Source organism: Saccharothrix longispora, from assembly GCF_030852425.1.
In the GTDB taxonomy this organism is placed as follows: Bacteria; Actinomycetota; Actinomycetes; order Mycobacteriales; family Pseudonocardiaceae; genus Actinosynnema; species Actinosynnema longispora.
This window is the reverse complement of the sequence record NZ_NSDM01000006.1, coordinates 131289-155007: the sequence shown is the minus strand read 5'-3', so window position 1 is coordinate 155007 and position 23719 is coordinate 131289. Positions and strand designations below refer to the sequence as shown.

The 23719-nt window shown below is 75.4% G+C and carries 23 protein-coding genes; 15 read left to right on the top strand and 8 right to left on the bottom strand.

From position 1 onward, the window contains the following. Window position 1: 1 nt before the first annotated feature. Both CKY47_RS15930 and CKY47_RS15925 read right to left on the bottom strand, forming a co-directional pair. Window positions 2–511 carry a GNAT family N-acetyltransferase gene (locus CKY47_RS15930; RefSeq protein ID WP_306746586.1) on the bottom strand — a complete coding sequence of 170 codons (510 nt, stop codon included), beginning with the start codon at window positions 509–511 and terminating at the stop codon, window positions 2–4. Further along, on the bottom strand, window positions 508–1620 hold the full coding sequence (locus tag CKY47_RS15925; RefSeq protein WP_306746585.1) for a glycosyltransferase family protein: 1113 nt from the start codon (window positions 1618–1620) through the stop codon (window positions 508–510). The genes CKY47_RS15930 and CKY47_RS15925 overlap by 4 nt, the downstream gene beginning before the upstream one ends. 233 nt (window positions 1621–1853) lie before the next feature. On the opposite strand from CKY47_RS15925, the gene CKY47_RS15920 reads away from it, so the two are divergent. Both CKY47_RS15920 and CKY47_RS15915 read left to right on the top strand, forming a co-directional pair. Next, on the top strand, window positions 1854–3302 hold the full coding sequence (locus CKY47_RS15920) for a DHA2 family efflux MFS transporter permease subunit (RefSeq protein ID WP_306746584.1): 1449 nt from the start codon (window positions 1854–1856) through the stop codon (window positions 3300–3302). A gap of 310 nt (window positions 3303–3612) precedes the next feature. Next, window positions 3613–4008 carry a bacteriophage spanin2 family protein gene (locus CKY47_RS15915; RefSeq protein WP_306746583.1) on the top strand — a complete coding sequence of 132 codons (396 nt, stop codon included), beginning with the start codon at window positions 3613–3615 and terminating at the stop codon, window positions 4006–4008. 398 nt (window positions 4009–4406) lie between these two features. Here the strand turns inward: CKY47_RS15915 and CKY47_RS15910 are convergent, their stop codons facing one another. Both CKY47_RS15910 and CKY47_RS15905 read right to left on the bottom strand, forming a co-directional pair. Next, on the bottom strand, window positions 4407–6911 hold the full coding sequence (locus CKY47_RS15910; protein WP_306746582.1) for an FtsX-like permease family protein: 2505 nt from the start codon (window positions 6909–6911) through the stop codon (window positions 4407–4409). Beyond that, a complete protein-coding gene (locus tag CKY47_RS15905; RefSeq protein ID WP_371320682.1) occupies window positions 6908–7624 on the bottom strand; it encodes an ABC transporter ATP-binding protein in 717 nt (238 codons plus the stop codon). The genes CKY47_RS15910 and CKY47_RS15905 overlap by 4 nt, the downstream gene beginning before the upstream one ends. 115 nt (window positions 7625–7739) lie before the next feature. On the opposite strand from CKY47_RS15905, the gene CKY47_RS15900 reads away from it, so the two are divergent. The 3 genes from CKY47_RS15900 (at window position 7740) to CKY47_RS15890 (ending at window position 10416) form a co-directional block, all read left to right on the top strand. Continuing rightward, a complete protein-coding gene (locus tag CKY47_RS15900) occupies window positions 7740–8912 on the top strand; it encodes a sensor histidine kinase (RefSeq protein WP_306746820.1) in 1173 nt (390 codons plus the stop codon). Then, window positions 8900–9544: a response regulator gene (locus CKY47_RS15895; protein ID WP_306746581.1), complete on the top strand. Its 645-nt coding sequence runs from the start codon at window positions 8900–8902 to the stop codon at window positions 9542–9544. Before CKY47_RS15900 ends, CKY47_RS15895 begins: the two co-directional genes overlap by 13 nt. Window positions 9545–9633: 89 nt before the next feature. Further along, on the top strand, window positions 9634–10416 hold the full coding sequence (locus CKY47_RS15890; protein ID WP_306746580.1) for a DUF899 family protein: 783 nt from the start codon (window positions 9634–9636) through the stop codon (window positions 10414–10416). Between the two features lie 6 nt (window positions 10417–10422). On the opposite strand, the gene bla is transcribed toward CKY47_RS15890, so the two are convergent. The 4 genes from bla to CKY47_RS15870 are packed head-to-tail and all read right to left on the bottom strand — an operon-like array spanning window position 10423 to window position 14098. Next, window positions 10423–11331, bottom strand: coding sequence for a class A beta-lactamase (bla, locus tag CKY47_RS15885; protein ID WP_306746579.1), 909 nt, complete (start codon window positions 11329–11331; stop codon window positions 10423–10425). Beyond that, window positions 11328–12248 (bottom strand): ornithine cyclodeaminase family protein, encoded by a 921-nt coding sequence (locus tag CKY47_RS15880; RefSeq protein WP_306746578.1) that lies wholly within the window; start codon window positions 12246–12248, stop codon window positions 11328–11330. Before CKY47_RS15880 ends, bla begins: the two co-directional genes overlap by 4 nt. A 3-nt stretch (window positions 12249–12251) precedes the next feature. Further along, complete coding sequence (locus CKY47_RS15875) at window positions 12252–13409, bottom strand: alanine racemase (protein ID WP_306746577.1); 1158 nt, start codon at window positions 13407–13409, stop codon at window positions 12252–12254. Continuing rightward, window positions 13406–14098 (bottom strand): helix-turn-helix transcriptional regulator, encoded by a 693-nt coding sequence (locus CKY47_RS15870; RefSeq protein WP_306746576.1) that lies wholly within the window; start codon window positions 14096–14098, stop codon window positions 13406–13408. Before CKY47_RS15870 ends, CKY47_RS15875 begins: the two co-directional genes overlap by 4 nt. Before the next feature lie 232 nt (window positions 14099–14330). Between CKY47_RS15870 and CKY47_RS15865 the strand changes: the two genes are divergently transcribed. The 10 genes from CKY47_RS15865 (at window position 14331) to CKY47_RS15820 (ending at window position 23700) form a co-directional block, all read left to right on the top strand. Then, window positions 14331–15104, top strand: a complete 774-nt coding sequence (locus CKY47_RS15865) for a 2,3-dihydro-2,3-dihydroxybenzoate dehydrogenase (RefSeq protein WP_306746575.1) — start codon at window positions 14331–14333, stop codon at window positions 15102–15104. 142 nt (window positions 15105–15246) lie between these two features. Continuing rightward, window positions 15247–16446, top strand: coding sequence for an isochorismate synthase (locus CKY47_RS15860; RefSeq protein ID WP_306746574.1), 1200 nt, complete (start codon window positions 15247–15249; stop codon window positions 16444–16446). Then, entirely contained in the window at window positions 16443–18086 is a 1644-nt protein-coding gene (locus CKY47_RS15855; RefSeq protein ID WP_306746573.1) for a (2,3-dihydroxybenzoyl)adenylate synthase, read from the top strand. Before CKY47_RS15860 ends, CKY47_RS15855 begins: the two co-directional genes overlap by 4 nt. Before the next feature lie 5 nt (window positions 18087–18091). Next, window positions 18092–18769 carry an isochorismatase family protein gene (locus CKY47_RS15850; protein ID WP_306746819.1) on the top strand — a complete coding sequence of 226 codons (678 nt, stop codon included), beginning with the start codon at window positions 18092–18094 and terminating at the stop codon, window positions 18767–18769. After that, a complete protein-coding gene (locus CKY47_RS15845) occupies window positions 18766–19008 on the top strand; it encodes a phosphopantetheine-binding protein (protein WP_306746572.1) in 243 nt (80 codons plus the stop codon). Before CKY47_RS15850 ends, CKY47_RS15845 begins: the two co-directional genes overlap by 4 nt. Next, complete coding sequence (locus CKY47_RS15840; RefSeq protein ID WP_306746571.1) at window positions 19005–19871, top strand: siderophore-interacting protein; 867 nt, start codon at window positions 19005–19007, stop codon at window positions 19869–19871. Before CKY47_RS15845 ends, CKY47_RS15840 begins: the two co-directional genes overlap by 4 nt. 34 nt (window positions 19872–19905) lie before the next feature. Next, entirely contained in the window at window positions 19906–20913 is a 1008-nt protein-coding gene (locus CKY47_RS15835) for an ABC transporter substrate-binding protein (protein ID WP_306746570.1), read from the top strand. A gap of 68 nt (window positions 20914–20981) precedes the next feature. Continuing rightward, on the top strand, window positions 20982–21908 hold the full coding sequence (locus CKY47_RS15830; protein WP_306746818.1) for a FecCD family ABC transporter permease: 927 nt from the start codon (window positions 20982–20984) through the stop codon (window positions 21906–21908). Continuing rightward, window positions 21905–22927, top strand: a complete 1023-nt coding sequence (locus CKY47_RS15825; RefSeq protein WP_306746569.1) for a FecCD family ABC transporter permease — start codon at window positions 21905–21907, stop codon at window positions 22925–22927. The genes CKY47_RS15830 and CKY47_RS15825 overlap by 4 nt, the downstream gene beginning before the upstream one ends. Further along, on the top strand, window positions 22924–23700 hold the full coding sequence (locus tag CKY47_RS15820; protein ID WP_306746568.1) for an ABC transporter ATP-binding protein: 777 nt from the start codon (window positions 22924–22926) through the stop codon (window positions 23698–23700). Before CKY47_RS15825 ends, CKY47_RS15820 begins: the two co-directional genes overlap by 4 nt. Window positions 23701–23719 lie beyond the last annotated feature (19 nt).

Sequence of the window (23719 nt, the reverse complement as noted above, 5' to 3'; positions counted from 1 at the left end):
GTCAGGCCGGGTCGAGGACGAGCACGGCCCAGCCGCCGTCGGGTTCGCGCGGGGTGAGCCCGACCCGTTCGGCCACCGCGACGGCGGCGGCGTTGCCCGGGCGGGTCTCCACCACGACCGGCCACGACGGGTGCGCCTCCCGCGCGGCGGCGACGGCCTCGCGCGCGGTCTCGGTCGCCACGCCCAGGCCCCACAGGTCGGGGTGGACGCGGTAGTACAGGTTCCAGCAGCGCAGGCCCCGCCAGGACTTCGGCTGCACGCCGCCGAACCCGACGACGCCGTCCCCGGACCGGGCGTCCCGGAACCCGATCGCCCAGTAGCCCAGCTCCCCGCGGTCCCACACCGACGTGAACGCGGTGAGGTAGCGGGCGGACTCCGCCGGGTCCGGCGGGTCGCGCGGCGGGGTCTCCCGGGCGCGCAGGGCCGTTTCCAGCGCGACGAACGCCGCCAGGTCGTCCGCCACCACGCGCCGCAGGCGCAGCCGGGACGTCGTCCGCTCGGTCGGGGTCACGGCGCCGCCAGGACGTCCAGGTGCACGTCGTCCAGCGACCACAGCGACGTCGGGTCGCCGCCGCGCAGCCGCAGCATCCCCCGCACCTGGCGGCGCAGCGCGTCCTCGAACGCCACCTCGCCCGCGATCAGCTTCGAGGTGAACTCCACGATCTCGTCGAGGTCCGCGGTGAGCCGCTCGTACGACATGCTCGGCGACCGCGGCCCCTCGTCCTCCACCGGGTCGGGGTCCGGCCCCGACAGCGCGTACGCCGGGAAGCGGGCCACGTCGGGCAGCACGCTGTGGAACGGCACCCCGTTGAAGAAGTACTCCGGCCACCGGTTGCCGCCGATCACCAGCCACGGCGTGCCGGCCGCCAGCGCCGCCATGCCGAACCCGGAGTGCGGCGACACCAGCACGTCGCAGGCCCGGATCGCGGCGAGCTGCTCCAGCAGCGGCAGGTCCACCGCGTCGACGACGCGCGGCGCGGCGGAGGCGATCGCGTCCAGCTCGGCGCGGGTGAACGTGGTCGCCGTGCGGTCGTCCGCCCGCACCTTCCCGAACAGCACGAACTCGGCGTCGGGATGTCGTTCCAGCAGCGCCGCCACGACCAGGCGCCACGACCGCACCGACGGGTACAGGGCGCGCGGCGCGCTCCCGCCGGGCAGCAGCGCGATGCGGGGGACGGCCGGGCGCGGCACGTCGGGCACGGTGAACGTCCAGTGCGTGCCGCGCGCGTAGGGCACCGGCCCGTACCCGGCCACGCCGGGCGCGCTGCTTGCGAAGTGCGCCCGCGACGCCTCGTAGTAGGCGTTCAGGCCGGGGAAGAGGGCCATCTGGTCGGGCAGCTTCGACCGCAGGTCGTCCTGCACGTGGTCCCAGTCCGCGGGGATGGCGGCCAGCGCGGCCGAGTGGTCGGCGGTGGCGTCGAACACGTCGACCGGGACGGAGTGCACCTCGTCCACGAACGGGGCGAGCCGGGTCAGCTCCACCGGCGTGTGCGCGTTGAGCACCACGCCGAGGCGGGCGTCGGGGTTGGCCGCGCGGTACCCGTGGACGCGGTGCAGCGCCTCCACGGCGTGCCCCACGGGGTGGCAGTAGACGAAGTTCACGAGGATCGAGGCGGGCACGCGGCGATGATGCCGCGATCGACGCGGGCGGTCACCCGGATTTCCCGCGCCCGGCAGCGGGATCACCCCGGTCGCCCGTGCCGGGGTCGCCCGTGCCGGGGTCGCCCGTGCCGGGGTCGTTCGGCCGGTGCCGGAAATGGCGGCCTGGAATAGGACGCGCGGCGGTAGGGTTGCCCATGTTCGGGGCGCCGCAGCCCTTCTCCGCGCCCGCAATCCGTTCTGGGGGATCTCGCATGACTTCAGCAGGTGTGTCCGACGTCGTGGCGTCACCGCCCGCGCTCAGCCGCGGCGACCGCGTCGTGATCGCCGTGCTGCTCGTCGCCACGTTCGTCGTCATCCTCAACGAGACGATCATGGGCGTGGCGCTGCCCGTGCTGCTGGTCGAGCTGGACGTGACCGCCGCGGTGGGCCAGTGGCTCACCGCGGGGTTCCTGCTCACCATGGCCGTGGTCATCCCGATCACGGGCTACCTGATCCAGCGGGTGCCCACGCGCGTGCTGTTCGGCGTGGCGATGAGCCTGTTCAGCGCGGGCACGCTGATCGCCGCCCTCGCCCCCGGCTTCGAGGTGCTGATGGCGGCGCGCGTCGTGCAGGCGTTCGGCACCGCGATCATGCTGCCGCTGCTGATGACGACCGTCATGACGCTCGTGCCGCCGGCCCGCCGCGGCGCCGTGATGGGCAACATCTCGATCGTCATCTCCGTGGCGCCCGCGATCGGCCCCACCGTGGGCGGCGTGGTGCTGAACCTCTCCGGCTGGCGCGCGATGTTCTGGGTGGTGCTGCCGATCGCGGTGGCGACGCTGGTCCTGGGCCTGCGCCGGGTGACGCCGATCGGCGAGTCGAGCGACGCGCCGATGGACGTGCTGTCGGTCGTGCTGTCCGTGTTCGGGTTCGGCGGCCTGGTCTACGGCCTGTCCAGCATCGGCCACTCCGGCGAGGGCTCCTCCACCGTGCTGTGGGGTTCGCTCGCGGTGGGCGTGCTCGGCGTCACGGCGTTCGTGCTGCGCCAGGTCTCGCTCCAGCGCCGCGAACGCGCCCTGCTGGACCTGCGGACGTTCACGTTCCGCACGTTCACCGTGAGCAGCGCCCTGATGATGGTGATGATGGGCCTGCTGCTGGGCGTCGTCACGGTGCTGCCGATCTACATGCAGAACGTGCTGCTGCTGAGCCCGCTGACCACGGGCCTCCTGCTGCTGCCCGGCGGTCTGCTGATGGGCCTGCTGTCGCCGTTCGTCGGCCGGCTCTACGACCGGGTGGGGGCGCGCGTCCTGCTCGTCGTCGGCACGATCGCGACCAGCGGGTCCCTGTGGTTCGCGACCGGGTTCGACGCCGCCACGGCCCCCGCCATGGTCCTGGTGTTCCACCTCGCGCTGAGCTTCGGCCTGGCGTTCTCCTTCACGCCGCTGTTCTCCGCGGGCCTGGGCGCGCTGCCGTCCCGGCTCTACTCGCACGGCAGCGCCGTCTTCAGCACCACCCAGCAGTTGGCCGCCGCGGCCGGCGTGGCGCTGCTGGTGAGCGTGATGAGCGCGGGCGCCGCCGAGCTGGCCGCGTCCGGCGAGGGGGAGGTCGCCGCCCAGATGGGCGGCATGCACAGCGCGTTCCTGCTCGCGGCGGTCCTGTCGCTGGTGGCGGTGGCCGGTTCCCTGGTGATCAAGGGCGGCAAGCCCGAGACGCACGTCTGACGTCGCGCCGGTCGCCGGACCCCACCCCCGCTGTCAGGAGCGCCCCGTCGTGTGACGGGGCGCTCTTTGACAGCGGGGGTGGGGTTTCGCCATCCTGGAGGTGCGGAGGGGAGTACCCGCCCAGCCCGTGATCGTCATTACGACCGCCCGATGGCGGTTCGGTCACGGCGCCACCGCCCGCGGTGGTCGGGGAGACCTCTGGTTCGTTCGAGAACCGGAGGTGCGCGCATGGTCGTTCTCGGCCAGACCCGCCTGTTCGCCGGTGTCACCGCAGCGACAACCCCCTCCTCACGTCCTGGAAGGACGGATCATGCGCACCTCCACCCGCCTCGTCACCGCCGTCACCGGTCTCGTCGCCGTCGCCGCGCTCACCGCCTGCGGCGCGGTGCAGGAGGCCGCCGACACCGCCAACGCCGTCGCGAACACCGCGAACACCGTCCAGGTCTGCGCCGACGCGCTGTCCCGGGCCACGACCTCGTTCGACACCTCGTCGCCCGAGCGGGCCGTGGACCAGGCGCACGAGACCGCCGCGTCGCTCGGCGACCTGGCGTCGCGGGCCGCAGACACCACGGTCAACCAGGCCATCACCGCGCTCGCCGGCACGTTGAGCGGCGTGACGTTGGACGACCTGGTCGTGCGGCCCGCCGTGTGGCTGGAGACCAAGGCCCAGCAGGTCGCCGCGCTGACGACCGCCTGCACCCCCTGACCTCGGGCTGGTTCGCCGGTCCGCACGAGCGGAAACCGCGGCCGCGTGACGTTCGAGCGCGGTTCCGCACCGGTCCTGGTGGCCCTGGTGGTGGCGACCGGGTGCTCCTCGTCGGACGGGTCCGGTGGTCGCCATCGACCCGGTCCTGCGGGAGCGGGCCGAACCGGCGGTGGTCGGCGTCGCGGGCGGCACGGAGCCGGTGACCGACGGGCTGACCGCGACCGGCGACCAGTACGTGGTGGAGGCCGTGGCCGGGCTCGGCGCGTTCACACTGGACGCACCTGACCGCGTGGACGGGCCGGACGGCGAGCCGGGGCGGCCCGCCGCGGCCGGAGGTCCGGCACGACTTCGCCCCGCGACCGTCCTGGGCCCGTGCGCGCCGCCACCCGCCGCGCGGCTCAGTCCCGCGCGCCGATCGCGTCCACCGGGCGGGCGCGCAGGGCCACCCGGGTCGGCACGCCGATCGCCGCCAGGCCCAGGACCGCCACGGTGCCGGTGATCGCCAGGTACAGCAGCGGCGGGGCGGAGGGCACCGGGGAACCGGTCAGGCCGATGCTCACCCCGACCAGCGCCGGCAGGGCCGCGGCGGTGCCCACGACGATCGCGATGCCGACCACCAGCAGGGCCTCCACGCGGGTCATCCGGACCACCTGGCGGCGCCTCGTGCCGACCAGGCGCAGCAGCGCGAACTCGCGCGACCGCTCGGCGGTGGCCATGACCAGCGTGTTGACCACCGAGATGGCCAGGTAGCCGAGCACCACCAGCAGGGCGATCAGGCTGATCCACGACTGGGTGTCGCGCTGCTCCTGCCCGGCGGCGTCGAGGGCCGCGCGGTCCTGCACGACGACGCCGGGGAAGCGCTCGGCCACCGCGGCGGCCAGTGCGCCCGAGCCGTCCGTGCGCACGAGCACCGAGTGGTCGAAACCGGTCGGGGTGTGCGCGGCCAGCACGTCGCGCGGCAGCGCCACGTCGCCGAAGCCCAGGCCGCGGCCGTAGATCGCGACGACCTCCGGCCGCGCGGCCGCGCCGTCGCCGAGCACCAGGTCCACCCGGTCGCCGACACCCAGCCCGAGCGCCCCGGCCGCCTGCTCGCTCAGGGCCACCGCGTCCCCGGTCAACCGCGCGAGATCACCCGCCGTCGTGCGCAGGTCCAGCGTGCGGTCCAGGCCGTCGGCGACCAGGCCCTGCACGGCGTACGCGGACACCTGCTCCTCGCCCAGCGCCAGGTGCCGCACGAACGCCTGCCCGCGCACGACCGGCGTCACCGCCTCGACGCCGGGCACCCGCCGGATCGCCTCGGTGACGCCCGGGGCCAACCCGGCCGGGCCGGTCACCACCACGTCAGCGACCACACCGCCCGACGCCTGCTCCTCCGCCGCCGCGCGCACCGTGGTCTGCGTGAACAGCTGCACCGACGCCATCGCCACGGCCAGCACCATCGGCGTCACGACCGCCGCCAGCCGGCGGGCGTTCGACAGCACGCCCTCCACCGCGAGGTGGCCGCCGACCGGGGACAGCCGCCGCAGCGGACCGGCCACCAGCCGGGTCGCCCCGGTCACCAGGCGCGGCCCGAGCAGCCCGGCGGCCACCACCAGGCAGATCACCGACGCGCCCGCGCCCGCCAGCGCCTGCTCGCCGGGCAGGAACAGCGGCACCAGGGCCGCGCCCGCGCCCAGCGCGGCGAACACCCACCCGGACACCGCGCGGACCGCACCCAGCCGGGGCGGTTCGACGGCCGCGTCGCGCAACGCCTCGACCGGGGGAGCCGAGGCGGCCCGGCGGACCGCGACCCACGCGGCGACCCGTGCCGTGACCAGCACCAGCAGCACCGCGGCGACCGGCGGCACCGGGCCGGTCACGAGCCCGAAGTCCGGCGGCAGCATGCCCGCCGACGCGAACGCGTCGCGCATCAGGTGCGCCACGCCGATGCCCGGCAGCGCGCCCAGGACCGCCGCCGTGCCGGCCACCAGCAGGACCTCCGCCCCGACCAGGCGGTGCACCTGCCTCGGCGTCGCGACGATCGCGCGCAGCAGCGCCAGCTCCCGGCGGCGCTGCTGGACCGACAGGCCCAGCGTGCCCGCCACCACCAGCACCGAGATCATCAACGTGGTGCCCGCGAACGACAGCGACAGCACCACCAGCTCCGCGCGGACCCGGCCCACGTCCAGGAACTCCGCGTCGGCGCGCCGGTCCCCGGTGTGGACCTCCACGTCGAGGTCGGGCAGCGCCGCCCCGATCCGCGCGGCCAGCCCGTCGACGCCGCCGCCGGCGAGCACGCCGATCACGTCCACCTGGTCCGGGCGACCGGACAGCGCCCGCGCCTCCTCGTCGGTGACGTACAGCGCGGCCTGCCGACCGGTGTCGCCCGGGCCCGCCGCGACGCCCGTCACCGTGTACTCGCGCGGCTCGCCGCCCAGGGCCACCGGGAGCCGGTCGCCGACGCGCACGCCGAGCCGGTCGGCCAGGGCGGCGTCGAGCACGGCGTCACGCGGGCGGGCCGGTGCGACGCCCTCGCGGACCTCCAGCGGCGCCAGCGCGGCCGAGCCCCAGCCGTACGCCCGCGCGGCCGGCTCACCCGGCAGCACGACCGGCGCGGACACCTCGCCCACGGCCCGGTCCACGCCGGGCACGGCCGCCACGCGCGCCACCGCGTCGGCGGGCAGCGGCACCCGCTCGGCCAGCGGCACGTCCAGGTCGCCCGCCACCGGCAGCGCCTGCCGCGCCGCCACCACCACCGTCGCGCCCGCGTACCGCTGCGGCTCCACGCCCGCGCGCAGGCCGGACTCGAACAGCACGCCGAGCGCGGTGAGCAGCGCCGAGGCGCACAGCACCGCGACGAACACCCCGGCGAACCCGCCCCGCCGGTACCGGATCGACGCCATCGCCAACAGCCGCACCGTCACCACTCGCCCAACTGCGTCATGCGCTCCGCGATGGCCTCGGGGGAGGGGCGGTGCAGCGAACCGGCGAGCCTGCCGTCGGTGAGGAACAGGACCTGGTCGGCGCAGGACGCGGCCACCGGGTCGTGCGTCACCATCAGCACGGTCTGCCCGAAGCCGTCGACGACGCCGCGCAGCAGGTCGAGCACCTGCCGGCCGGTCCGGCTGTCCAGCGCGCCGGTCGGCTCGTCGGCGAGCACCGCGTCCGGCCGGGTGACCAGCGCGCGGGCGATGGCCACCCGCTGCTGCTGGCCGCCGGAGAGCTGGTGCGGGCGGTGGTGCAGCCGGTCGGCGAGGCCGACGCGCTCCACGACGTGCCGCAGCCACTCCGGGTCGGCCTCCGCCGCGCCGAGCAGCAGCGGCAGGGCGATGTTCTGCTCCACGGTCAGCGCGGGCACCAGGTTGTAGGACTGGAAGACGAAGCCGATGCGCTCGCGCCGCACGGCCGTCAGCGCGTTCTCGTCCATGGTGGACAATTCCGTGCCGCCCAGCAGCACGGAGCCGGACGTCGGCTTCTCCAGCCCCGCCGCGCAGTGCAGGAACGTGCTCTTGCCCGACCCGGAGGGCCCCATCACGGCGGTGAACGTGCCGCGCGGCAGGTCGACGGTGACCCGGTCCAGCGCGGTCACCGCCCCGTCGCCCGTCCCGTGCACCTTGGACACCGAGGACAGCCTGATGGCCGGCGCTGTTGTCGTTTCGATCACGGCACCGACGCTAGGTCCGGCCACGTCCGCGCACGATCCCCCGGGGACCACGGTTCGTGGTGGAGCCCGCTATACCCTGCCCACCGTGATGGACCCCTTCCCCGCGGCCGCGGCGGCGCTCCGGCGGCTCCTGCGGGACGCCGCGTTCACCGGGGCGGGCGCGGTGGGCGCCGTGGCGGCCCTGGGCCCGGTCGTCGCCTCGGTCGCCGGCCCCGACCGGGCCGCGCGGGTGCTGCGCCGCTGGGCCGACCGGGAGCGGCGGCGGATCACCCGGTTCACCGGGGAGGAGGTCCTCCACCCGGTGACGGAGCCGAAGGACGACACGACCCCCGGCGAGTGGCGCTGGCTGGCGCGGCACGCGGGCACCGGGTTCGTGCTCGGCGTCGTCGCGGTCCTGCTGCCGCTCGCCGCGCTCAGCGCGGCCGTCGTGCCGCTCTACTGGTGGGCGGTGCCCGGCGACGAGCCGGTGGTGACGCTGTACCCGATCACGTCGTGGGCCCTCGCGCTGACGTCGCCGCTGCTGGCCGTCGGCTACCTGCTGCTCGCGCTGCTGCTCGTGCCGCCGGCGGCGCGGTGGCAGGCCGCGACCGGCCGCCGCCTGCTGACCCCGCCGGGCGCCACCGGCCTGGAGCAGCGGGTCGCCGAGCTGACCGCCAGCCGGGCCGCCGCGCTGGAGGCGCACGGCGCGGAACTGCGCCGCATCGAACGCGACCTGCACGACGGCACGCAGAACCGGCTCGTCGCGGTGGCGATGCACCTGGGCATCGTGGAACGCGCGCTGCGCCGCGACCCCGCGTCCGCCCTGCCGCTCGTGCTGCGCGCCCAGGACGCCGCCACCGACGCGCTCGCCGGCCTGCGCGAGGTGGTGCGCGCCATCTACCCGCCGGTGCTCGCCGAACGCGGTCTCGACGGCGCGGTGGCCGGCCTCGTCGCCGCCTGCCCGGTGCCGTGCACGCTGACCGCGAGCGCCCTGCGGCGCGCGCCCACCGCCGTCGAGTCGGCGGCCTACTTCGTGATCGCCGAGGCGCTGACCAACGTGGCCAAGCACAGCGGCGCGTCGCACGCCTCGGTGCACCTGGCATGCGACTCGACGCTCGTGGTCGAGGTCCGCGACGACGGCAGGGGCGGCGCCGACGAGGGCGCGGGCAGCGGGCTCGCGGGCATCCGCCGCCGCGTCGAGGCGTTCGACGGGACCGCGCTGCTCACCAGCCCACCCGGTGGCCCTACGCTGCTGCGCGTGGAGCTGCCGTGCGGGTCGTGATCGCCGAGGACGACGCGCTGCTGCGCGAGGGCCTGGTCCTGCTGCTGGGCAGCGAGGGCATCGACGTGGTGGCCGCCGTGGACAACCCGGACGACCTGCTCGCGGCGGTCGACGAGCACCGGCCGGACGTCGCCGTGCTCGACGTGCGGCTGCCGCCGACGTTCACCGACGAGGGGTTGCGCGCCGCCGTGGAGGCACGTCGCCGCGTGCCGGGCCTGCCGATCCTGGTGCTGTCGGCGTACGTGGAGGACAGCTACGCGGGCGACCTGCTGGCCCGCGGCGCCGAGGGCGTCGGGTACCTGCTCAAGGAACGGGTGGGCAAGGTGTCGGCGTTCCTGGACGCGCTGGACCGGGTGGTCGCGGGCGGCACCGTGCTGGACCCGGAGGTGGTGTCGCAGCTGATGGTGCGCCGCCGCACCGGCGACCCGATCGGCTCGCTGACCCCGCGCGAGCGCGAGGTGCTGGGGCTGATGGCCGAGGGCCGCGCCAACCAGACCATCGCCGAGCTGCTCGTGGTCACCGAGACGGCGGTGAGCAAGCACATCCGCAACATCTTCGCCAAGCTCGACCTGCCGCCGGACGACGTCGGCCACCGGCGCGTGCTGGCGGTGCTCGCGTACCTGCGCTCGTGACGACGGCGGCCCCGCGCCGGCCGGTTCGTGTCGGACCCCTCTGGTAGGACCTCGTGCGACACTGCCCGGCACGAGACACCGGAGACACCATGACGACCACGCCCGGCGAACCGACCACCGCGCTGCCCGGCCGACCGCCCGTCGCGGACCTCGCCACCTGGCAGGCCGCCCGCGACGAGCTGCTGGTGCGCGAGAAGGCCCACACCCGCGAGGGCGACGCCATCGCCGCGGCCCGCCGCCGGCTGCCGATGGTGGAGTTCGACGGGACGGTCGAGGTCGTCGGGGCCGACGGCCCGGTCCCGTTCCTGGACCTGTTCCGCGGCCGGGAGGAACTCGTGGTGTACAAGCACATGTGGCACGACGGCGCGCCGCACCAGGGGCAGTGCGAGGGCTGCACCAACGCCGCCTGGCACCTGAAGGACGCCGTCTACCTCGACGCCCGGGGCATCGCGTCGGCCGTCCTGACCACGGGCCGGTGGGACGAGGTGGCCCCCTACGTCGAGTTCATGGGCTACACCACGCCCTGGTACTCGGTGCGCGACGTGCCGGAGCCGGTCGGCGGTGAGATGGGGTACCTCACCTGCTTCCTGCGCGACGGCGACCGCACGTTCCTCACCTACTCCACGACGTCGCGCGGCAACGAGGCGTTCAGCGGCTCCTTCGCCCTGCTCGACATGACGCCGTACGGCCGCGGTGAGGCGTGGGAGGACAAGCCGGAGGGGTGGCCCGAGGGACAGCGCTCGTGCTGGTACTGGCGCACCGACGCCGACGGGAACGCCACCTGGGGTCCGACCAGCCGCCCCGTGCCGCAGTGGACCCGCCCCGGCGCGACCCCCGTGGAGACGCTGGTCCGCGACGACCGCTGCCACTGACCGCGCTCACCGGAGGTGGTCGGCCACCACCCCGGCCGCGCGGGCGATCAGCGCGTCGTCGTGCTCGGCGTCCGGCGTGCCGCGGGTCGACATGACCGCGAGCACGACGGGGGCCGCGCCACCGGGCGGCCAGGCGACGGCGATGTCGTTGCGCGTCCCGTAGCCGCCTGCCCCCGTCTTGTCCCCGACGACCCAGTCGGCGGGCAGGCCGGCGCGGATCAGGTCGTCACCGGTGGTGTTGCGGCGCAGCAGGTCCACGAGCAACTCCCGCCGGTCCGGCGGCAGGGCGTCGTCGAGCGCGAAGGCGCGCAGGCCGGTCGCCAGTGCGCGGGGCGTGCTGGTGTCGCGGACGTCGCCCGGCGTCGCCTCGTTCAGCCCGGTCTCCACGCGGTCCACGTGCGTGGTGGTGTCGCCGATCCCGCGCAGCACCGCACCCAGGCCCTCCGGGCCGCCCAGCGCGCGGAACAGGAGGTTCGCCGCCGTGTTGTCGCTCAGGCGGACGGCCGCGTCGGCCGCCTCGCGCAGCGTGACGCCGGTGTCCACCCGCTCCCCGGTGACCGGTGAGTGGGGGACCACGTCGGCCCGCGAGTAGGTGACCACCTCGTCGAGCGCCTCGACCGGCTCGCGCCGCAGCAGGGCCCCCACGGCGAGGGCCTTGATCGTCGAGGCGTGGGCGAACCGGTGGTCGGCGCGGTAGGCGATCTCGTGGCCCGTGCCGGTGTCCAGGGCGTACACGCCGAGCGTGGCGCCGAACTCCTCCTCCAGCCGGGCGAACGCGCCGTCCGGGACCGCGGTGGCGGTGCTCGCGGTCGCTGCCGTGGTGGTCGCCGCGGGCGGCGGCGGGACCTGGGCCGGCCCGCTCGCGCACCCGGTGAGCACGGCGAGCGCGAGGACGGCGCCGGCGGTCCGCTTCACGGCGCCACCGCCAGCAGCGCCGCGGCCACGTGCAGGTCCTGGAGCGCCAGGCCGGAGCTGTCGAAGACCGTGATGTCGTCGGGGGAGAGCCGCCCCTCGGCGCGCCCGGCCAGCACGTCGCCCACGGCGGTCACGCGCAGCGAGCCGTCCGCGACCCGGTCGGCCACGTGCTGGAACTCGCCGATGGCGACCGCCTGCGCCGGCAGGTCGCAGAACAGCCGCGCCCGCGCGAGGAGGTCCGGCGGCAGCTCCTGCTTGCCCCGCGCGTCGGAACCCATGCTCGCCACGTGGGTGCCGGGTGCGATCCAGTCCGCGTCGAACAGCGGGGCGGTGGCCGTGGTCGCGGTGACGACGAGGTCGGCGCGGCACGCCTCGCGGGCGGGCGTGAGCCGGGCGGGCAGGCCGCGGGCGGCCAGCGCGGCGGTGAAGCGCTCGCCGCGCTCCACCGACCGGGCGACCACGTGGACCGTCTCCAGTGGACGGACGCGGGCCAGCGCGGCGCACTCGTACAGCGCCTGGTGCCCGGTGCCGAAGACCGCCAGCGTGGTCGCGTCGGGCCGGGCCAGGGCGTCGGCCGCCACCGCGTCCGCCGCGGCGGTGCGGTAGGCGTTGACCTTCCCGGCCTCGACCACCGCACCGATCCGGCCCGTCCCCTGGTCGACCAGCAGCACGGTCGAGTTGTGGCGCGGCAGGCCCGCGGCGTCGTTGCCGGGCCAGTAGCTGCCGACCTTGACGCCCGCCAGGTCGGCGGACGAGGCGGACTTGACCGTGAAGCGGTTGGCCGGGTCGGACCCGTGCCCGTGCACGGTGGGGAAGGACGCGGAGCCGGCGGCGGCGAGGAACGCGGCGCGGACGGCGTCGTAGGCGAGCTGTTCGTCGATCAGGGCCGCGGACTCGGCCTCGGAGAGGAAGCGCACGGCTCACCAGCCCCGCACGCGCGGCCACACGGCCTCGACGGCCCGGGAACCGGGGGAGGTCACGTGGTACCGGTCGTGCTGCGCGGCGGTCGCGCACGCGTGGTTCGGCAGGACGCGCACCCGTGTCCCCACGGGCAGGTCCGGCAGCGCGGCGGCGCTGCCCGGCCGCACGGACAGCGTGCCGTGCTCCTGGCTGGCGTCGGTCATCAGCAGGTCCGGGTACGGCGTGCCGTCCAGGTCGGCGACGAGGCCGTAGCCCTGGTCCACCGGCTGGCGGGCGGTGCCCCGGTCGCGCGAGGTCGCCATCCACCCGCCGTCGGTCATGATCCAGCCCTTGTCCGGGCGGTGCCCGATGACGGTGGTCACCACCGACAGGGCCAGGTCGTCCACCCGGCACACGCCGATGCCGGCCATCACCAGGTCGAAGAACACGTAGTTGCCCGCCCGGACCTCGGTGACGCCGGTCAGGTCGGTGACGGCGTGGGCGGTCGGCGTGGACCCGACGCTCACCACGGGCACCTCGTGGCCCGCCGCGCGCAGGTCCTCCGCGACGCGCACCGCGGCGAGGCGCTCGGCCTCCGCGGCGGCGGCCAGCGCCTCCGGCGTGTACGCGAAGTACGACTCGCCCGCGTGGGTCAGCACGCCGCGCAGTTCCGCGCCGCCCGACACGAGGGCCTCGGCGATGGCGAGCACGGCCGGGTCGCCGGGGAGCACGCCGCCGCGGTGGCCGTCGCAGTCCACCTCGACCAGCGCCGGGACCGGCACGCCGTGCTCCCGCGCCGCACGGGCCACCTCGACGGCCTGGGCCGTGCTGTCCAGCAGCACGACGAGGTCCACGCCGCGCCGGCGCAGGGCGATCACCCGGTCGAGCTTGTCCGGCGCGATGCCGACCGCGTAGACGACGTCGGTGAACCCGGCGTCGGCGAACGCCTCGGCCTCGGCGAGCGTGGAGACGGTGATCGGGCCGACCCCGCCGTCGAACAGCAGTCGCGCGACCTCGACGGACTTCGCCGTCTTGACGTGCGGGCGCAGCACCGCGCCCAGGCCGTCCAGGTGTGCGCGGAGGCGGGCTGCGTTGGCCTCCACCACCGGCCGGTCCAGTGCCAGGAACGGTGTCGCCACCCGGTCCAGGGCCTCGTGCCCCATGCTCGCCCCTCTCATCGGCGCGTGTCCTCGCGGCTGTCGGACTCGCGGCTGTCGGTCCTGCGGCTGTCGGTCCTGCGGCTGTCGGCGAGGTCGGCGTACAGGCCGGAGCGGGACACGCCCAGCCGCGCCGCGACGCGGGTGACCGCGTTGCGCACGGCGAAGACGCCCCGGTCGTCGAGTGCGCGCAGCAGGACGAGCCGCTCGGCGCGGTTCAGGCCGTCGACCGGCTTGCCGCACGCCAGTTCCCCGGCGCGCACCACGGCGTCGACGACCTCGTCGAAGTCGTTGGTGAAGGTGGTGGTCGGCAGCGCCGGGGGCGCTGCGCCGGTCATCGCGGCGAGGAGGTCGCCCGCTTGGCGCAGCGCGGTCACGTCCAGGTTCACGCACAGCGCGCCGATCAGCGCGCCGTCGGCATCCCGCAGCGGCATGGTCGAGGACTTGACGACCCGCCCGTTCGGCGCGTGCGTGACGTAGTTCAGGTCGTTGGCCGCGTCGTCGCCCCGGGCCAGCACGGACAGGCCGATCTCGCTGAGCGCGCCGCCGACCCGCCGGCCGGTCACGTTCCCGGCGACCGCGACCACGGAGTTCTCGCCCCGGCGGTAGTCGTGCAGGACGACCTCGCACGCCGGGCCGAACGTCGCGGCCAACCCCTCGACGACCGGCCGCAGCGCGGCCAGCAGCGCGTCCCCTGATCCGTTCGGCACGGACACCTCCTCCTTCCGGCGGTTGACTCGAGACTATACGTCCAGTGTCTGGATGGATAGTCCAGGAGGTGGTGGAGTGGCGACGGGCGGCGGACGGAGCGCGGCCACGGTTGTCCACAGTGGACTGGAAGGGCGGCTGGAGATCCAGATCACGCCGATGGGCCGTTCGGGGGGCTGGACACGGCGACGAGCTTAGGCAAGCCTAAGCGAAGTTCTCGTCGTGGAGGGTGTTGTGTCTGAGCGCTGGGGTGCGGGCATCGAGGGCAGGGTCGCGCTGGTGACCGGCGCGGCCCGCGGCATCGGGGCGGCGGTGGTGGACGGTCTGGTCCGCGCCGGCGCGACGGTCGCCGCGGTCGACGTCGACCCCGACGTCCACCTCCGCTCGGTCGAGCGGGTCACGCCCTTCACCGCCGACGTCGGCGACCCCGCGGCGGTCGCGCGCGTCGTGGACGACGTGGAGCGGACCCTCGGCCCGATCGGCATCGGGGTGTCCGTGGCGGGCGTGCTGCGGCCCGCCGCGGTGTGCGACACCACCGACGAGGACTGGTCGGCCACGTTCACCGTCAACGCGACCGGCGTGTTCCACGTGCTGCGGGCGGTGGCGCGCAGGATGGTGCCGCGCGGCGCCGGGGTGCTGGTGACCGTCGGGTCGAACGCCTCCGGCGTGCCCCGCACCGGCATGGGCGCCTACGCCGCGTCCAAGGCGGCGGCCACGATGCTGACCCGCTGCCTCGGCCTGGAGCTGGCCGGGTCGGGCATCCGGTGCAACGTGGTGTCGCCCGGCTCGACGGACACCGACATGCAACGTCTGCTGTGGACGGACGGGAACGGCGCGGAGGCGGTGATCTCGGGGGCTCCGGACCAGTTCCGGGTGGGCATCCCGCTGGGGCGCATCGCGGACCCGGCGGACATCGCCGACGCGGTCCTCTTCCTGGCCTCCGACCGGGCCCGTCACATCACGATGCAGAACCTGTTCGTGGACGGCGGGGCGACGCTGCGCGCGTGACGAGGGCCTTTCGTCACAACAAAACTTAGGTTAGGCTAACCAAAGTTGCGCTCCCGGTGTCGCCGGGACCGCGACCTTCCGCGTGCTCGGCCGACACTGACCGGTCAGCGCTGTCGCGCTGTCACCGAAAGGGAAACACGACGTGCCCCCACCCGCTCTGGTCCGCCCCCGGCCCGTGCACCGGGCAGCCGACCTGCTGGCCGCCTACCTGCCGGGGTCGTTCTACTTCGCCTCGGCACGCGGGTCGCTGCTCGCCGACGGCGTGCACACGACCGTCCGGGCCGGGCACGGCGCGCGGGCGCGCGCGGCGGCCGAGGTGCTCGACGCGGCGGCGGTGGGCGGGGTCGACGAACCGCTGGTGGTCGGCGCGATCGGGTTCCGGCCCGACGCCGAGGCGAGCCTGGTCGTGCCCGCCCTGGTGCGCCGGGCGGGCGCCAACACGGCCGTCGACGTGCCGGCCACGCCGTTCGGCTCCACCAGGTGGTCCATCACGCCCCGGCCCGAGCCGGAGGTCTACGCCGACGGCGTGCGCGAGGCGCTGGAGCTGATCGGCGGCGGCCGGCTGGCCAAGGTCGTGCTGGCCCGCTGCCTCGAACTCGTCGCCGGCGACCCGGTGTCCGTGCCGTCGCTGCTGGCCCGGCTGGTGCGCGCCGACCCGGCCGCGCACGCCTTCGCCGTCGACGTCAGCGCGCCGGGCGACCCCGCGCCGCGCACCCTGGTCGGCGCGAGCCCGGAGCTGCTGCTGTCGCGCCGCGGTGCGGTGGTCACGTCCAACCCGCTGGCCGGGTCGCGCCCGCGCGTCGCCGACGAGGCGGAGAACCGCAGGCGCGTCGCCGAGCTGCTGGCCTCCGAGAAGGACCGGCACGAGCACGCGCACGTCGCCGCGCAGGTCGCCGAGGTGCTGGGCGGGTTCTGCGCCGACCTCGACGTGCCCGCCGAACCGGTGGTGATCGGCACGCCCACGATGTGGCACCTGTCCACCCGGATCACCGGGCGGCTCGCCGACCCGACCGACCCCGGCTCCTCGTCCCTCGCGCTGGCCGAGGCGCTGCACCCGACCCCCGCCGTGTGCGGCGTGCCGGTCGGGCGCGCCCGCGACGCGATCGCCGGGCTGGAGCCGGAGGACCGCGGCTACTACTCGGGCCTGGTCGGCTGGACCGGCCTGGAGGGCGACGGCGAGTGGGTCGTCACCATCCGCAGCGCGGAGGTGTGCGACCGGACGGTGCGGCTGTTCGCCGGCGCCGGCGTCGTCGCGGGCTCCGACCCGGCCGCCGAGCTGGCCGAGACCAGCGCCAAGTTCCGCACGCTGCTGCGCGCGCTGGGCCTGGAGGGCGCGGCGTGAGCGCGGGCGTGGACCACGTCGCCTGGCCCGCCGACGTCGCGGCCCGCTACCGGGCGTCCGGGCACTGGCGCGGGCAGACGTTCGGCGCGTGGCTCACCGCGCTGGCCGCCGCCCACTCCGGGCGGACCGCCGTGGTGGGGGAGCGGGACGGCGTGACGTCGCGCTGGACGTTCGCCGGACTCGACGAGCGGGCGCACCGGATCGCCGCCGGGCTGGTCGACTCCGGCGTCCGGCCCGGCGACCGGGTCGTGGTGCAACTGCCGAACGTGCCCGAGTTCCTGCCGGTCGTCTTCGGGCTGTGGCGCGCCGGCGCGTGGCCGGTGTTCGCGCTGCCCGCCCACCGGCACAGCGAGCTGCGGCACTTCGCCGAGCAGGCCGAGGCCGTCGCGGTCATCACCGTGGACCGGCACGAGCGGCACGACCACGCGGGCACCGCGCGGCAGGTGGCGGCCGACGTGCCGTCGGTGCGCGACGTGCTCGTGGTCGGCTCGGCGGAGTTCGCCGACCTCGCCGCCACCGCGCCGCGCGACCTCCCGGACCCCGACCCGTCCGGCGTGGCGTTCCTCCAGCTCTCCGGCGGCAGCACCGGGTTGCCGAAGCTGATCCCGCGGACCCACGACGACTACCTCTACAGCGTCCGGGAGAGCGCCCGCATCTGCGCGCTGCGCCCGGACAGCGTCTACCTGGCCGCGCTGCCGGTCGCGCACAACTACCCGCTCAGCTCGCCGGGCGTCCTCGGCGCGCTGCACGCGGGCGCGGCGACCGTGCTGGCGCCGCGCCCCGACGCGGACACCGCGTTCCGGCTGATCGAGGCCGAGCGCGTGACCATCAGCGGGGTGGTGCCGCCGCTCGCCGCCGCCTGGGTGCAGGCCGCCGCGCGCACCGGGCACGACCTGTCCTCGCTGGAGGTCCTGCTGGTCGGCGGCGCCAAGTGCGGGCGCGAACTCGCCGAGCGGATCGGCCCCGCCCTGGGCTGCCGGTTGCAGCAGGTGTTCGGCATGGCCGAGGGCCTGGTCTGCTACACCCGGCTCGACGACCCGGACGAGGTCGTGCTGGGCACGCAGGGCCGCCCGATCTCGCTCGACGACGAGATCCGCGTCGTCGACCCGGACGACCCCGCCGCGCCCTCGGACGCCGTCGTGCCCGACGGCGCGACCGGTGCGCTGCTCACCCGCGGCCCGTACACGATCCGCGGCTACTTCCGGGCCGCGGCGCACAACGCGACCGCGTTCACCCCGGACGGCTTCTACCGGACCGGGGACCTCGTGCGGCGCACCCCGACCGGGCACCTGGAGGTCGTCGGCCGGGCCAAGGAGCAGATCAACCGGGGCGGGGAGAAGGTGGCCGCCGAAGAGGTGGAGAACCACCTGATGGCCCACCCCGACGTGCTCGACGCCGCGGTGGTCGCGGTGCCCGACGCCTACCTGGGCGAGCGGACGTGCGCCTACGTCGTGCCCGCCGCCGGCGCCGCCCCGACCGGGGCCGAGCTGCGCCGGTTCGTGCGCGAACGCGGCGTCGCGGCGTTCAAGGTGCCCGACCTGGTCCAGGTCGTCGGGGAGTTCCCGGTGACCGGGGTCGGCAAGACCAGCAAGCGCGAGCTGCGGGCGGCACTGGCCGCCCTGGCCGAGAAGAAGGGGTGACCCCCGTGTCCCTGCCGAAGATCCAGCCCTACCCGCTGCCCACGGCGGACGAGGTACCGATCGGCCGGGTGTCCTGGCGGCCCGACGCGTTCCGCGCGGCGCTGCTGGTGCACGACGTGCAGCGCTACTTCCTGGCGCCGTACGCGGGGGCGCCGGTCCCGGAGATGACGGCGAACATCGCCGCGCTGGTCGCGGTGGCGCGCGAGCGGGGCGTGCCGGTGTTCTACACCGCGCAGCCCGGCCGACAGGACGCCGCAGACCGCGGCCTGCTCACCGAGTTCTGGGGAGCGGGCATCGGCGGGGTCATCGACGACGACCCGCGCGCCGCCGACATCATCCCCGAGCTGGCGCCCGAGCCGGGCGACACCGTGCTGACCAAGTGGCGCTACAGCGCGTTCCAGCGCAGCGCGTTCGCCGACCGGCTCGCCGAGGCCGGCCGCGACCAGCTGCTGATCACCGGCGTGTACGCGCACATCGGCTGCCAGGCCACGGCCGTGGAGGCGTTCATGCGCGACGTCCGGCCGTTCCTCGTCAACGACGCCGTCGCCGACTTCTCCCGGGAGCGGCACGACCAGGCGTGCGAGTACGTCGCCCAGCGCTGCGGGGTCGTCACCACCACCGCCGACGCGCTGGCCGCGCTGACCACCACCACGGAACAGATCCCCGCTGGAGCACCGCGATGACCACCGAAACCCCGACCGCCGACCGCGTCCGCGCCGACGTCGCCGACCTGCTCGGCGTCGAGCCCGCCGAGGTGGGCGCGGACGCCGACCTGCTCGACCTCGGACTGGACTCGATGCGGATCATGAGCCTCGTCGAGCGCTGGCGCGCCGCCGGCGCCACCGGCCTGGAGTTCGCCGACCTCGCCGAGGACCCCCGGCTGGCGCGCTGGACCGAGCTGGTCGCCGGGGCGTCCGCGTGAGCCGCGTCGACCACCGCGACCGGCACCTGGAGCGCATCGCCGAGGTGCGCGCCGGCGGTGGCGAGGGACGCGGCGCGGAGAAGGTCGGCTACCCCATCCGCGTCCGCGCGGCCGAGGTCGTGCGGACCACGATGGTCGGCGCCGGCCTGCTGCGCGTGACGCTGGGCGGGCCGGGCACCGAGGGCTTCGAGGCGCACTCGCCGGACGAGCACGTGAAGCTGCTCTTCCCCGAGGAGGACGGCACGCTGCGGCTGCCCGAGCCGAACGGGAACATGCTGCGCTGGCCCCGTCCCTCGCCGACGTCGCGCGAGTACACCGTGCGCCGCTACGACCCGGTGACCGGCGAGCTGGACCTCGACGTGGCGCTGCACGGCGGCGGCCTCGGCTCGGACTGGGCGCGCTCGGTCGAACCCGGCGCGGTCGTGCACGTCGCCGGCCCGCCCGGCGGCCTGATCGTGCCGCACGACTACGACCGCTACCTGCTCGCCGGCGACCTCACCGCCCTGCCCGCCATCGCCCGGTGGCTGGAGGAGCTGCCCCGCACCGCCGCGGGCTGGGCGTTCATCGAGGTCGCGAACGCCGACGAGGAGATCGCGCTGTCCGCGCCCGAGGACGTCGAGGTGCGCTGGCTGCACCGCGGCGACGCCCCGGCGGGCACCGGCACGCTGCTGGCGGACGCCGTGCGCGCGATCCGGGTGCCCGAGGGCGAACGCCTCTACGCCTGGGTCGCGGGCGAGGCGGGCTCGATCAAACCGCTGCGCCGCTGGGTCCGCGACGAGCTCGGCCTGGCCAAGGCCGACCACGACATCACCGGCTACTGGAAGCGCGGCGTCGCCGACTTCGACGACGACCACGACCACTGACCCCCGCAATACCGAATCCCCCGAGGAAAACCCGATGTCCATCGCCAGAACCCCCCGCCTCGCCGCCGCGCTGGCGCTCACCCTCGTCGCCGCCGCGGGCTGCGGCTCGGCCGAGAACACCGCCACCGGCGAGACGGGCGCCGCCGAACCCACGACCAGGGTCTTCACCGCCGACAACGGCGACATCACGATCCCTGTCTCGCCCAAGCGGGTGGTGGCCACCGGGTACGCCGTGCCCGCCCTGCTGGAGGCGGACGCGCCCCTCGTCGGGATCTCCTCGTGGAAGCGGGGCGAGCCGCTGATGACCGAGGAGGACCTGAAGAAGTACCGGGAGCTGACCAAGGTCGCGGGCGAGTCGGCCGCCGAGACCAACTACGAGGCCATCGCGCAGGCCGAGCCGGACCTGATCGTCATCGGCGTGCCCAAGCCGGTGCTGGCCGACATCGACCTCAAGCGCCTGGAGGCCATCGCGCCGGTCGTGGCCATCGGCCCGTCGCTGCCCTCGGCGTGGCGCGACCTGTCCCGCAAGCAGGCCGACGCGGCGGGCGCGCTGTCCGCGTTCGACGCCGTGAAGTCCGAGTACGACCAGAAGGCCAAGGGGCTCAAGGACAAGTACGCCTCCGTGCTGCCGACGCTCGAGCTCGGCCACGTGGGCGCGTACGGCGAGGTCGCCAAGGGCAACTTCCAGCGCGAGTTCAACGGCTCCTGGGGCACCAACGTCGCCCAGGACGTGGGCGCGACCTACTACGGCCAGGTCAAGGTGAAGGGCGGCGGCTCCAAGGACGTCAGCGAGTACCCGTCCATCGAGGAGCTGACCGCGGCGTTCGCCGACGCCGACGCCATCACCTACTCGGTCGCCGCGGACGGCAAGGTCCCGGCCGCCGTCCAGTACGTCATGGACTCGCCGCTGTGGAAGGAGCTGCCCGCCGTCAAGGCCGGCAGGACCTTCCCGCTCCGCTACACCGAGGCGGCCACCTACCGCTCCGCGATGAAGACGCTGGACGCGGTCGACGAGGCGTTCGCGCCGCTGCTGACCAAGTGACCGCCACGCGCCGGCTGCCGGGTGCGCGGGTCGTGCTGCTGCTGGCCGCACTGGCCCTGCTGGTCGGGATGGCGGTGATCAGCGTCGGGATCGGCGCCCACGCCGTCGCCCCGGCCGAGGTCGTGCGGGCACTGGTGGACTACGACGGGTCGAGCGACCACATCGTGGTCCGGGAGATCCGGGTGCCCCGCGCCGTCCTGGCCGTCGGCGCGGGCGCCGCGCTCGCCGTGGCGGGCGTGCTGATCCAGGTGCTGTCGAGGAACCCGCTGGCGGAGCCCGGCGTCCTCGGCGTCACCGCGGGCGCCGGGTTCGCGATCACCGTCGGCTCGGCGCTGGGCGTCGCCGTCTCGGCGGCGGGGGAACTGGCCCTCGCCGTCGTCGGCGCGGTGGTCGCCGCCGTGCTCGTGTACTCGGTGGGCCGCCGGTCGCCGCTGCGGCTCGTGCTCACCGGCGTCGCCCTCAGCTCCGTGCTGGCGGGCGTGTCCCTGGGGTTGAGGCTGGTGCTGCCGGACGTGTTCGACCGCTACCGCTTCTGGTCCGTCGGGTCGCTGGCCGGTCGCGAGCAGTCCCCGACGACGCTGCCGCTGCTGGTGATCGCCGCCGCGGTGGTCGGGGCGCTGCTGCTGAGCAGGCAGCTCAACGCGGTCGCGCTCGGCGACACCGTCGCGCACGTGCTGGGCGCCGACGTCGCCCGCGTCCGGGTCGCCACGCTGGTGCTGACCACCGTGCTGGCCGGCGCGGCGACCGCGGTGGCCGGGCCCGTCCTGTTCGTCGGCCTGATCGTGCCGCACCTGGCGCGGCGGATGGCGGGCAGCTCGGTGCCCTGGCTCGTGGGCTACGCCGCCGTGCTCGGCCCGGTCCTGCTGCTGCTGTCCGACATCGGCTCGCGCGTCCTGCTGCCGACCGGCGAGGTGCCGGTCGCGATCGTGACCGCGTTCCTCGGCGGCCCGGTGCTGATCTGGGCGGTCCGGCGGTACGGGGCGGGGGCGCTGTGAGCGCGGTCGTGCTGCGCCGCGGCCCGGTCTCGCTCCGGGTCGAGCGGCGGACGCTGGTCCTGGTCGCGGCGATGACCCTGGTCGTCCTCGGCCTCGGCTTCCTCGGCCTGTCCTACGGCGCGACGTGGGCGGACCCGGCGAAGGTGTTCGCCGCGCTCACCGGGTCGGGCGGCGGGTCGGGCGTGGTGATCCGCGAGTGGCGGCTGCCGCGCGTGCTCTCCTGCCTGGTGTTCGGCGCGGCGCTCGGCGTGGCCGGGGCGGTCTTCCAGAACGTCACCCGCAACCCCATGGGCAGCCCCGACGTCATCGGCCTCGACGCGGGCGCCTACACCGGCGCGCTGGTCGCGATCACCGTGCTGTCCGGCACGCCCGCGCAGCTGACCGCCGGCTCGCTGGTGGGCGGCGTGCTCGCCGCCGCGGCCGTCTACCTGCTCTCGTCCGGCGGCGGGCTGTCCGGGCTGCGGCTGGTCGTCATCGGCATCGCGGTCAACGCGGTGCTGACCGCGGTGAACTCGTGGATCGTGCTGCGGGCGGAGCTGGAGGTCGCCATCGCTGCCGTGGGGTGGAGCGCGGGCTCCCTCAACGGCGTCGACTGGGAGGACGTGCGCATCCCGTTCGCCGTCATCGGCGTGCTGCTGGTCCTGCTGGTCCTCCGGTCCCCGGCGCTGCACCAGGACGCGCTGGGCACGGCCCTCGCCGTCACCACCGGCGTCCGCGTGGACCGGCTGCGCCTGCACCTCGTGCTCATCGGCGTCGGCTGCACGGCCACCGTCACCGCCGTCGCCGGCCCCATCGCGTTCATCGCGCTGGCCGCGCCGCAGATCGGCAGGCGGCTGGCCCGCGCCCCCGGCGTGCCGCTGCTGCCCGCCGCCCTGACCGGCGCGGTGCTGCTCCAGGGCGCCGACCTGGTCGCGCAGATGCTGTTGGCGCCCGTCGCCCTGCCCGTCGGCGTGGTCAGCACGGCCATCGGCGGCTGCTACCTGATCTGGCTGCTCACCAAGGAGGTGCGGCGAGCGTGACCACGCGCCTGACCGCCAGGGACCTGACGCTGCGCTACGGCGATCGGGTGGTGTCCACGCGACTGGAGCTGGACGTCCCCGACGGCGCCTTCACCGCCATCGTCGGCCCCAACGCCTGCGGCAAGTCCACCCTGCTGCGCGCCTTCGTGCGGCTGCTGCGCCCGTCCGACGGGCACGTGCTGTTCGACGGGCGCGAGGTCGGCTCGTACCCGGGCAAGGCGCTGGCCCGGGAACTCGGCTTCCTGCCGCAGGACCCGGTCGCGCCCGACGACATCCGGGTGCGGCAGCTGGTCGCGCGGGGCCGCTTCCCGCACCAGTCGCTGCTGTCCACGTGGTCGGAGCAGGACGAGGCCGCCGTCGCCGGGGCGATGGACGCCGCGGGCGTCACGGGGCTCGCCGACCGGCCCGTGCAGGAGCTGTCCGGCGGGCAGCGGCAACGCGTGTGGGTGGCCGTCGTGCTGGCCCAGCGGACGCCGTACCTGCTGCTCGACGAGCCCACGTCGTTCCTCGACATCGCCCACCAGTACCAGCTGCTGGCCCTGCTGGCCCGACTGCGCGACGAGGGCCGCACCGTCATCGCGGTGCTGCACGACATCAACCAGGCGTGCCGGTACGCCGACCACCTGGTCGCCATGAAGGAAGGCCGCGTCGTCGCCCAGGGCGCCGCCGCCGACATCGTCGACGCCGCGCTGGTCAAGGAGGTCTTCGACCTGCCCAGCATCGTCGTGCCCGACCCGGTGACCGGCACGCCCATGGTCGTGCCGTCGCTCTGAGCGCGGCACACCCACGATC